The organism is Myroides pelagicus, assembly GCF_009711055.1.
Taxonomy (GTDB): Bacteria; Bacteroidota; Bacteroidia; order Flavobacteriales; family Flavobacteriaceae; genus Flavobacterium; species Flavobacterium pelagicum.
In genome coordinates this window covers 1-10,818 of record NZ_WMJY01000057.1, presented here as the reverse complement: position 1 = coordinate 10,818, position 10,818 = coordinate 1, and the positions used below count along the sequence as shown (strand labels likewise).

The following is a 10,818-nucleotide window of genomic DNA, read 5'->3' as shown; positions in this document are numbered from 1 at the left end:
CCGAAATCACTGGCACAAATCAAACCGGAATATCCAATACGCTAATTCTTTATAGACAATATCTTTTTGTTGAAGCAATAACTGTAATCGAGATTCCTGCTGAATTTGTTCAAAATGCTGAGCTTGTTTATCTATGAGATAAGGTTGTAGATTTTTATTTACACTATATTCCAAATAACTTTTTTCAAAATTAGAATACGCTGCTTCTACACTTCCTAATTGCAATGATGAAGTCAATTCGAATGGAAATTCAATATCTACACTAGTCACATTAATATTTTGCATTATCTTTTTAAGCGTTAATACATCCTGATAATTAGCTGAATTTTCAATAACTGCTAAAGGTGTGTGTTTTAAAACTAAACTTTTATCCTCAACAAATATTAATTCTATTCTGCCAGTTGTTTTAGCAACCACTTTCTCTGGCGGAATTTGTGTAGTTATTATTATTTTAGTTTGTACAATATCTGGGTACTTAACATAATACGAAAAGCAAAATAAAACTATTATTATAAGTAATATAATAACATTTCCCCATCGAATCATCCAATGAGGTATAACTGTAAGTATATCTTGCACTTCTTCGTTATGCAATTCTATATCATTTTCTTTAGACATATTAATTTCCTAATTGCAATTGATTTTTAACCAACTGGTAATAATTTCCTTTCAAAGCAACAAGTTCCTTATGGGTCCCCTGTTCTATTATTTTTCCCTTATCAAGTACTACTATATTGTCGGCATTCATAACTGTAGAGAGGCGATGAGCTATAATTACAACCGTTTTTTCTTTCAAAAAAACATCCAAATTACTCACAATTTCTTTTTCATTATTCGCATCCAAAGCACTTGTAGCTTCATCAAAAAACAACATTTCAGGATCCTTATACACGGCCCTGGCAATAAGTAAACGTTGCTTTTGACCAGTACTCATTCCCATTCCTTCCATACCAATTTTAGTATTATAATGTAGTGGTAATTCTTCTATAAAAGATTTAATATTAGCAACTTCTACCGCATATTTCAATCTTTCTTTATCTATTATAGAATCACCAATAGCTATGTTATTGGCAATTGAGTCGTTAAAAATGTACCCCTCTTGTAATACTGCTCCAATGTGTTCTCTCCACGTTTTTTGATTTATTTTACTTAAATTGGTTGGTCCATAACATATTTCCCCTTCATTTGGACTATAGAATTTCAAGAGTAACTTCATTAAAGTTGTTTTACCACTTCCGCTAGCTCCTACAATAGCTGTAGTTTTTTGAAGTGGTATTTTTAAATCTAGATTTTGTAAAACCAAATTTTGGGATCCCATATAACGGAACGAAACATTTTTAAGATGTATGTCAGCTGTTTTAGGTATTTCTTTAAGTGACTCTGCATCTAACATTATTTCATCTTCTTTTCCGTGAATTTCTGCTAAACGTGTTAAAGAAATCTTAGCATCTTGAGCTTCTCTTGTAAAACTAATTAACATAGTGATTGGGCCATTTAAATTTCCTACAATAGAAGAAATAGCCATCATCATACCTAAAGTAATTTCTCCATCAATAACTAATTTTGCAGACAGAAAAACAATTATAATATTCTTTAATTCATTAATAAAATTTGATCCAATACCTTGAATTTGCTCTAATATTAATCCTTTGATTGAAACTTTAAATAAACGAGCTTGGATATGCTCCCAATCCCATCTTTTTTGTTTTTCTGCATTGTGCAATTTTATTTCTTGCATTCCATTAATCAGCTCGATAACCTTACTTTGTTCTTGACTCACCTCAGAAAATTTTTTGTAATCTAAAATTTCTCTCTTCTTTAGAAATAAAACAATCCATCCAAAATAGAAGAAACTTCCTACAAAAAAAACTAGGAAAATATAGGCATTATAATACAACAATATGCCCCCCATTATCAACATATTCACGAAAGAAAATAGTACATCCAAAGAAGAGTTAGTCAAAATTCGTTCTATACGTTGATGATCATTAACACGTTGCATTATATCACCTGTCATGCGTACGTCAAAAAAAGAAATAGGTAAATTCATCATTTTGATAAAAAAGTCAGAGATTAAAGAAATATTAATGCGTGTAGATAAATGCAATAAAATCCAATGTCGTATAAACTCTAATGCCGTTTTACCAAAAAACAAAAAAAGCTGAGCAATCAAAATCAAATAGACAAAATGTAAATTTTGATTTTGAATTCCCACATCTACTACACTTTGTGTTAAAAATGGGAATATCAATTGCAGCAATGAACCAGCCAATAAACCTATAGCTAATTGAACTATAAATGTCTTGTACCTTACTAAGTACCTAAACAGAAAGCTAAAACCAAAATTGTTTTTGATATCTTCCTCTAACCGATTAGAATAAAAATGAGGCGTTGGTTCCAAAAATAGTGCAATTCCCTCTTCCATAGTATCTAAAGCATTATTACCTATCCAATGATTTAGAAATTCCTCTTGGGTGTATTGCAATAAACCAAATGCAGGATCCGATATATAATAAATCTTATTCTTTATTTTATACAAAACCACATAATGATTCTTATTCCAATGTAATATGCAAGGTAAAGGAGCTTCCTTTAAATCATTAGCTGAAAGCTTTACTCCTAATGTTCGAAATCCTACCTGTTCTGCTGCTTCACTTATACCAAGTAAACTACTACCTTCTCGTGTGGTTTCTGAAAGCTCTCTTAGCTCTTGTATATGAACATTTTTTTTATAATGCTTGGATATAATTTTCAAACAGGTAGGTCCACAATCTTTAAAATCCGCTTGCTTAAAATTCGGGAATTTATACATATTTATTGGCTAATTTGACTGTGAAAAAAAATCTATCTCTTCCCAATCTTTTCCATCAATAGTTATAGTTTTACAGTCAAATTTTATGTCATTTTTTTTTAAACATAAATGAAAACTATTACGTTCATTTTTTTTAAGTTTTATTACATAAAACCCCTTATCATTAACCTTCGTTTCGAAGTCCTCATCTATAACAATTTTAAGATTTTGTGTAATTCCTCTCACATGTCCAAAAACAACAAATTCATCTTTTGTAAGATATTGGGGAAGGTATACTCCAATAAAATTTTCTTCTAAATATTCTTTACTTGAGGTCAAATTAATCTGTTGACAATTTTCTTCTGAACTACTTGATATCGGATAAGGAAAACGCTCTTTAGTATCAGCCCAACTTTTTACTTGAAAACCATAACTTTGAGCTTTATTTTTTCTAACATTTAATCGATCAATAAACCATGCAAATTCCTGATTATCAACCAACCCCTTATCAAAAAGTTCTGATACAAAAACAGCATATTTACTTTGAATATCTCCATCTGCATGTTGAATAATATAGTAAACATGAGATAAAGACATATCTGTTAACTCAATTTTCTGTTCTAAATATTGATCAAGTATAGGTAATATTACACATTGATTATCAAAATCAATTTTCTCAATCCTAGATAAAAGGGAAACTAATTCTTCATTACTCCTATTTTTATTTTCCAATAATGAATCTAGCTCCATCCTAATTTTTTGATCTTTTTGGTAAGAGTCAAAAATCAGTTTATCATAAGAATTAGCTACTGTTGATTGTGCAGACATTTTACCCATAATCAGGAACAAAATAAAGGTATATAATAATAATTTAGGCATACGGATTATATTCACATTTTAAAGGTTTATTATAGTGATCTAAAGCATCTCCCTCTGTGTATGCTCTACAATCATGACATAAATTTCTCAGTTCACAGTCTTTACATACTTCTATTTTGTCTTTAGTTATATCCCAAAAAAATCTAAAATCTTTCGAATTATAAGTATGAATTAAGCTCTTTACATTTATATTTCCCCAACTTTTTTGCATAGAAGGACAATTTTTAATCTCACCATTTTCATCAATTGAAATTTGTCTATTTAGACAACTATTAAAGAGCTGCTTCTCCATAAACTCTTCAATCGAACTTGAAAAGAATTTTTCAGGTTTAATATCTCCACAATTTTCACAACCTGTCACGCTATTTTTCACAAACTGAATATTGAAATAAATTGATGATTTGATTACAAATTCCTTACTTTCTATTTTTTCTAAAATATGCTCTGATACATTATAAATTAGAAAATGTATTCTATAATCTAATAAAATTAACTCCTCAACTTTATTTAAAAAACAATAAAAATCAACTTCATAATTTAAAGGAATCAAGAGTATTATTTTGTCAATTGCTACAGTAGAAAAAGATTGAATAATATTAGTTATAACATCAAAACTCAAAGATTTAAATACTCTAATCTCAACTAGGTCACATTTTAAATATTCTAACTGGCTAAATATAGTATTGAAATCAAAAATTTTATTTCTTATATCTATAATAGCTTTTTTTACATCTGTATTGGTATCCCTTATTTGTTTAATCTCTGGAAATAAATCGGGTTGTTCTGTTATAAATATTATTTTATTAGTATACAAAAAATCAAAAAACTTAACTATTTGTTCTGAATCATGATTTTCCATTTCCAAAATTTTACTTAAGCCATATTTTTGTAGACCCTCTAAATATTTTAAATAACTATTCTCAAAAATAAAAATATCATTATGTAATGTGTCAAGTATGGTAAATCTCTTCTTACCGATTGTTAGCAGGCAATATGCATAGAGTTTTATATATTTCATTTCTCGTCTTCTAAATTGTATAAAATGATTCTTGGTGGATACGGTTTTACATTATTCTTCGTTCTATCTACAGCCTTTGATCGATATGAATTATCAACCAACGTTAAATTTTCATTATTTTTAACACACCGTACATAATTGTAAAAAAAAGGTAAACTTGACTGTAACGGATTTTTTATTATAAAGTTATCTTCATCGTTTATCATAATGTAATAATTTTAAAGCTACTTTTTGTTCTAGATTATAGTTACATGGTTCTGAAGTCATAATAAATTGTCCACAAGGATTAACTTCTAAAAAAACATATTCAAACTCAGGAGTTAAAATCATATCGATAGATCCAGTATTTAATTTCAACTTTTTCATTAAAGACTTTAACTTCTCAACTATTTCATGAGGAAGATCGAATGGCACACATCTTAAAGGCTCATTCCAATATTCATTTTGTCTAAAATCTTGCTTACTAGTTTCATTTTCTTGCGAAAAAATCGCCATGGAGTAGTAATCATCTTCCAAAAAGAAAATACGTAATTCCAACTGTTTTTCAATTTCCTCTTGAAATAGAGAGGGAAAAAAAACCTCCTCTACTTCGTTCACAAAATCAATTTCAACAGCATTAACATAATTATAATACTGATATTTACCATCTAAACCAGCATTGTAAACACCTTGTGTCAAAGGTTTAGTGATTAACCTTTTAGGACTAAGTAAATTAATTTTTTCTATTAAATCTTTTTTTGTTGACAAAATATACGAATCAGGAATTTTAAGTCCAAAAGCTAACGCAGACTGTAAAACCACTAGTTTATTAACATCATTGGCAAAAAAAGAGCCTAATTTATAGTTAACGTTACTTTCAATAAAATGGTGGATAAATTCAAAGAGTGTTCTTGTTTCTTCTAGGGTATGATGATAGTGAAATTTGTTCTTTTCTTCTGGAAAAAACTGACTATCTAGTGTTACATAAGTATTTGTGAATTTTTTAGGATCTAAACCATGTCTCCTATTCCATACAACATTCACATCAAATAAGTTATACTCAATTCCTTTTTTTCTAATTAAAAATTTTTTTTCTAAAAAGTTGAAATAGTCTATTTTTATTTTTGAATGGTCATCATCTGTATTTAAAACAAAGAATTTAGCATTATAGTGATATAACCACTCACAAACATTTGTTGTTGACAAATCATCTTCCCTACCTAAAATTAAAATCATAATATATATATTAAAGAAGAGGAACTTCTTTTGTTAATATCTATTAAGATTCTACAGTAACTGTTATTTCTGTTTCTAACTTAACTTCAATATCAGAGCGTTGCATCTGATTTAATTTCTTTGTAACCTGAGCGATACGTCTAACAGTAGCCTCTCCTCCCATTACATTCGATAACGCTTTTAAACTAATTTTTTTCATAATTCTAAATTTTAATATGATATTTCTAATTCTTGATCTACAGCAACTTCAGTTTCTATCGATTGCATAAATTGATTTCTAATTATTCGAATTGAACCTAGTGTAACTGTTTGAGTTGTAGTATTACCTGAACCTTTAATTTCAGACAATGATTTAAGACTTAATTTTTTCATGTTGATTATTTTTTTAGAAGTTCCTCTATTTTTCTAATTGAAAGATAGTTAAATCTATCAATACAAAAAAACATAATAAACTAATAACCAATAACTTAACAAAGTTAATGCCTGAGATACAAGAAATGTTAAAATCCAGTAGCAGAATGGTATTCTTAAAACAAGTTTTGTTCCCTAGCTAATCGTACGAGTTCTTGATTATCTGTTACATTAAACTCTTGTAACATTTTGCCAATCCGTCTCTTAATAGCACTCTGACTTAGGTTAACGAGATCATCTAGCTGAGAAACCTTAAATCCAGCAGCTAGATAGGTTAGGATTTCTCTATTTTTTGATTCTAAAAGAGTAGATATTCTTGTTAGTTGTTTAAAAGCCTTTTTTGCACTTTCACTATAATAAGGCTCCTCAATAGTATGAACAACTAAATTGATAAGAAGATGATGTGTGAAGTCACACTTTACAAGTAAAGCATCAAGAACTCCTTGTCTGCGAATATTGTATAATAACACCGCATCTTCATGCGCTGTTATCATGATTATTTTACAAGTAGGAATATGTTTTCGAATATACTTTGCACAATCTATTCCCGAGCGAAGCTTTTTTTCTTCAAACGATTTCATATCGTGATCTAAAACTGCAACATCAGGAACAACTCCTTGTGCAAGTAATCGATACACCTCCTCACAAGTATAAGCCAAAGTATAGCTATTACTTGGATTGTTTAGAGCAGCAATATAGCCATCTAAACACATTAAATGGTCATCAGCTAGTAGTATATTCATAGGTTGGTATTTTTTTTCTCGTAAGGTACTTCGATAACCATCATTGTCATATCATCAAGTTTGGATATTGTAAATACTCCTTTCAAACCCTTTAATCTATGGTGTACATTTTTAAACCCCATCCCACGGGTTACTTTTCCATTAGCTAGGCCAACACCATTGTCACAAACTCGAATGATAATACTTTGAGCCATCTCTATTAGTATAACCTTACATTCTGAAGCATATGAATGTTTATTAACATTATGTAGTAATTCTAATAAAATTAAATAGATCTGAATTTTTTGGTTATTCGAATAATAGTCCCACTTTATATTGTTATTTGCTATAAATACAAAATTCGTTTCAAATGTATTCTTTTGCTGAAGTACGAGGTCTTTTACTATATCCGAAAAATTATCGTTATTTTTAAATAGCTTTTTAAACATATCATGAGACAAATTTCTTAGTTGTTCTTCTGCCTCTTCTAATTGCTTATTGAGTCTTATCTTTTTTTGAGGTTCGGATGTTGGTAAAAGCATCAAATTACTCCTAAGAACGTGTATATTACTTACAATACCATCATGCAGATCTCTAGCTATTCGTTCTCGTTCTTGATCTCTAACCCGATTAGCTATCTCTTGTTTTTGCAGAAGCAATTCTTGAATATGTTGAACGACTTGTAACTCCTTTTGCTTATATACTAGTTTTTTATTTTTCAGTTGAAGATGATACGCCATAAAACCTATAAATGAAAAAGATAGTATTACAATTGTAATTCCCCATAAATAACTATTTCTTTTGATTAGAATGTCATTCTTTTTTTCTATTTCACTCGTTTCATAGGCAATCCGAGCAAATTTATTTCTAGTCTGACGCTCAATATTGTGTAAGCTATCTTGTAGTTCTAAATAAGTTACATAATAGCTTTCTGTATTCATTTGGTCATACTCTGCCAAAAACTTTAGACTATTCATCAGTTCATAGCCACTATTGTTTGCTAAGGCCAATTCATAGGCTTCCCTCATCCCTATTATCGCGCCAAGTGTATCATTTTTTAGTAAGTTGAATTCTGCCTTGTATATTTTTCCATTAATTATTCCTTGTACATGGTTAACCTCTTTTCTCAGTGTTAGAGACAAGTCTAATAGAGAATCTATCTTCGAACTCTTTAAATCACTTAACATTAGATTATAAGCATAATTGCTCAACAGCATGGCTTTCAACTTAGGGAAATCATCTATAGTATTTTGGCTTAAAGCCTCTTCAAAGTGTCTTCTCCCCTCTAGGGGTTTGTTCATTTCATTATAATAGTCTCCTATATTGTTATAATAGGACAACCAGGAACGTTGCAATCTTTTTTTATCATATCCTTCTCTTTCCAATTGAAGAAGCAAAGTCGGGATTTTTAAATAATATTTTAAAACGGCCTTATATTCTTTCAATTCTTTTAAAACTAAAGTCATCTGAACATTGGCTTCATATAACAATCTAGTTTCATTTTGTTTGGAAAGAATTTCTAGAGCTTGAGCGGTTGCAGTTTCACATTCTGTATAAATTCCAATATCATATAAAACACCCGCTTTGTACAAAAGCATTCTAGCCCAATTCAGACTGTCCTGCTGTGAAGCGTATAAATGTTCTGCTTTAAGAAAGTAATAGTATGAACTATCAGCAATCTGTTTTTGATCATAGAAATCTCCCAAATACCAAAAAACCTGTGCTTGATGTAAAGTGTCTGTTTGCTTTACAGCAAGGTCGTAAGCTTTATACAAGGTTTGTTTAAATTTTGGTACTTGATCTAACCCTTCATATCTTGTGGCGATTTGTAAAAGTTCCTCTCGCTGTAAAGAGTCATTCGTCTCAGAAAGGATTAGATTATATATACTGTCCAGATAAGCTTCTTTGTTTTCAATTTTAGTATATACTTCGTACTTATTCAACAGACGCGCAGTTCTTTTCTCTGACTTTAAACAAGAATAAAAAATAACAAAAAAAGAGAACAAAAAAATAATTCGAATACGCATAAAGAATTAAAAAAAACAGCTGTTTAACAAATATAAAAAAATATAGCGACTTAAAAAAAGTCGCTATATTTTCAAAATTATTTACCTTTTCTTCTATCTCTATCTTTATCTTGATCTCCTCGATTGAGTTTATTCGGTTCGTCATTTTTAAATTCGGAACTTGGAACTTCTTCTGGAATAGACACTTCTATTAACTGAATTTCCTTTAATTCTAACTCTTTTGTTATTTGATCATCATTGGAACATGATCCTGTAAGTAGTAATAGGCATAGTACACCCATCACAAAAAAAATCTTTCTCATTTTATGTGTTTTAAAAAGTTGCTAACAGACTGTCCCTAATCTTTAGGTACAGCTTACTTTGAGAAAAACTGAGAAGTAATTTTTCTAAAAGCTGCAAAAACGACTTCTCCGTTTTTACAACTTCTCTTTTCTTGATAAAAGAAGCTTTTTTATCATTAATAAGTATAGCAAAGAAACTTTAAATTCACTTACTACATGATAATTTGATAAAGGATATAGTGATTAATCTTATTCTGTGAGGATTTTGAAGGTTTAGCAGGGTGAAACTGCATATTAAAAAAAACAGTAGTATTCTTGATAAAATAAAATAGTTTCATACATGTGCCATCGACGCTAAAATTCGTTCTACTCTTTCTCTATATGTACTAGAAAAAGGAATTTGTTCATTAAAGTTCAAATAACATTTATTCTTACTAAAATGTATTCTAGAGATATAACTTACATTCACAATATAGCTTTTGTGAATTCTAACGAAATTTGAAGGTAAGTTTTGCTCAAAATACTTTAAGGTTTTATAAGCCGTAACAATCTTATTGTTGTATAATTTAAAGTCAGTTGTATTGTTATCTGCCTTTAAATAAACAAGATCATTATAATTGATAAAATGGTAATCACTGTAGGATTTGATACAAATAGTTTTAGGCGGAACAAGAGAAGACCTAGCTTCAAACTTAGCTAAACTCATTCCTAAACTATGTGTATTGATTTTAGTCAAATAATCGGATACCCCATTTTGAATGGCTTCTAATGCAAAAGAATCTGTGTCCGAAAGAAGAACGAAATAAGGGGAGGTTTTTAGATAGGTCAAACATTCACCTATTATTTGTAAAGAGATATTCGAATCTGTCTTATTTTTCAGTATTAGCACTAGATGAGGATGTAAACCCATGATCTCATTTGCAATATCGTCATCAAAACAAAACGTTCCAACACAAGTATAATGGAAAAAAACTTTCATCTTGTCAAGGACAAAAGAAAACTGAGTTGTATCAAGAGCAAGTATTATATAAGAAAAAGACACGCGTTTTTTTTGATAAACTTATATTGATATTCCATATTCTCTTTGTCCTCTAAGTATCAAAAAAGTTAAAGCTCTAGACAGTTAAAACTCACCTAGGCTATTTGACAAAGTTGAAACTTCGAGGTAAACACAGAATTAAAAACAAGCACAAAGGACAACGTTGCTTCTTGGCCTTCTTTCTTGAGAAAACTGAAGAAAAATATGAAAGTCCTAAAAACTACGGAAATTGGACAGCTTCTTTTCTTCATTTAAAACGCTGTGTCTCCCCTACTTTTACTTTTGATGAAGTAGATGATGAATTTTTAAAAAAAGTCAGACATTACTTTGATACAAAAGCGCTTACTAAAAGTAAACTCCCTCTTTCATTAAACTCAAAATACTCTTACCTAAACAAATTTAGAGCTGCTCTTAGATTAGCCTTTGAAGAAGGTT

At 29.6% G+C, this 10,818-nt stretch carries 12 protein-coding genes; 1 reads left to right on the top strand and 11 read right to left on the bottom strand.

What is annotated here, in order from left to right; translation table 11 throughout:
* Positions 1-6: 6 nt before the first annotated feature.
* The 11 genes from GJV77_RS14175 to GJV77_RS14125 form a co-directional block, all read right to left on the bottom strand.
* Entirely contained in the window at positions 7-618 is a 612-nt protein-coding gene (locus GJV77_RS14175) for a hypothetical protein (protein WP_155036985.1), read from the bottom strand.
* Between the two features lies 1 nt (position 619).
* Positions 620-2,812, bottom strand: a complete 2,193-nt coding sequence (locus tag GJV77_RS14170; protein ID WP_155036984.1) for a peptidase domain-containing ABC transporter — start codon at positions 2,810-2,812, stop codon at positions 620-622.
* Positions 2,813-2,821: 9 nt separating this feature from the next.
* Positions 2,822-3,670 (bottom strand): hypothetical protein, encoded by an 849-nt coding sequence (locus tag GJV77_RS14165; protein ID WP_155036983.1) that lies wholly within the window; start codon positions 3,668-3,670, stop codon positions 2,822-2,824.
* On the bottom strand, positions 3,663-4,688 hold the full coding sequence (gene gwsS, locus GJV77_RS14160) for a grasp-with-spasm system SPASM domain peptide maturase (protein WP_155036982.1): 1,026 nt from the start codon (positions 4,686-4,688) through the stop codon (positions 3,663-3,665). Before gwsS ends, GJV77_RS14165 begins: the two co-directional genes overlap by 8 nt.
* A gap of 192 nt (positions 4,689-4,880) precedes the next feature.
* Positions 4,881-5,903 (bottom strand): grasp-with-spasm system ATP-grasp peptide maturase, encoded by a 1,023-nt coding sequence (gwsG, locus tag GJV77_RS14155; protein WP_155036981.1) that lies wholly within the window; start codon positions 5,901-5,903, stop codon positions 4,881-4,883.
* A 43-nt stretch (positions 5,904-5,946) separates the two neighbouring features.
* The gene (locus tag GJV77_RS14150) at positions 5,947-6,102 is read right to left on the bottom strand and encodes a hypothetical protein (protein WP_155036980.1); all 156 of its coding nucleotides are present in this window, start codon (positions 6,100-6,102) and stop codon (positions 5,947-5,949) included.
* Between the two features lie 11 nt (positions 6,103-6,113).
* Positions 6,114-6,275 carry a hypothetical protein gene (locus tag GJV77_RS14145; RefSeq protein ID WP_155036979.1) on the bottom strand — a complete coding sequence of 54 codons (162 nt, stop codon included), beginning with the start codon at positions 6,273-6,275 and terminating at the stop codon, positions 6,114-6,116.
* Between the two features lie 155 nt (positions 6,276-6,430).
* Positions 6,431-7,057, bottom strand: a complete 627-nt coding sequence (locus GJV77_RS14140; protein WP_155036978.1) for a response regulator — start codon at positions 7,055-7,057, stop codon at positions 6,431-6,433.
* Positions 7,054-8,979: a sensor histidine kinase gene (locus tag GJV77_RS14135; protein ID WP_240142894.1), complete on the bottom strand. Its 1,926-nt coding sequence runs from the start codon at positions 8,977-8,979 to the stop codon at positions 7,054-7,056. Before GJV77_RS14135 ends, GJV77_RS14140 begins: the two co-directional genes overlap by 4 nt.
* Before the next feature lie 161 nt (positions 8,980-9,140).
* Complete coding sequence (locus GJV77_RS14130; protein ID WP_155036976.1) at positions 9,141-9,365, bottom strand: hypothetical protein; 225 nt, start codon at positions 9,363-9,365, stop codon at positions 9,141-9,143.
* A 313-nt stretch (positions 9,366-9,678) separates the two neighbouring features.
* On the bottom strand, positions 9,679-10,323 hold the full coding sequence (locus tag GJV77_RS14125; protein ID WP_155036975.1) for a LytR/AlgR family response regulator transcription factor: 645 nt from the start codon (positions 10,321-10,323) through the stop codon (positions 9,679-9,681).
* Between the two features lie 164 nt (positions 10,324-10,487).
* Here GJV77_RS14125 and GJV77_RS14120 point away from each other — a divergent pair.
* The coding region (locus GJV77_RS14120) for a phage integrase SAM-like domain-containing protein (RefSeq protein WP_240142893.1) at positions 10,488-10,818 on the top strand (331 nt) is incomplete at its 3' end.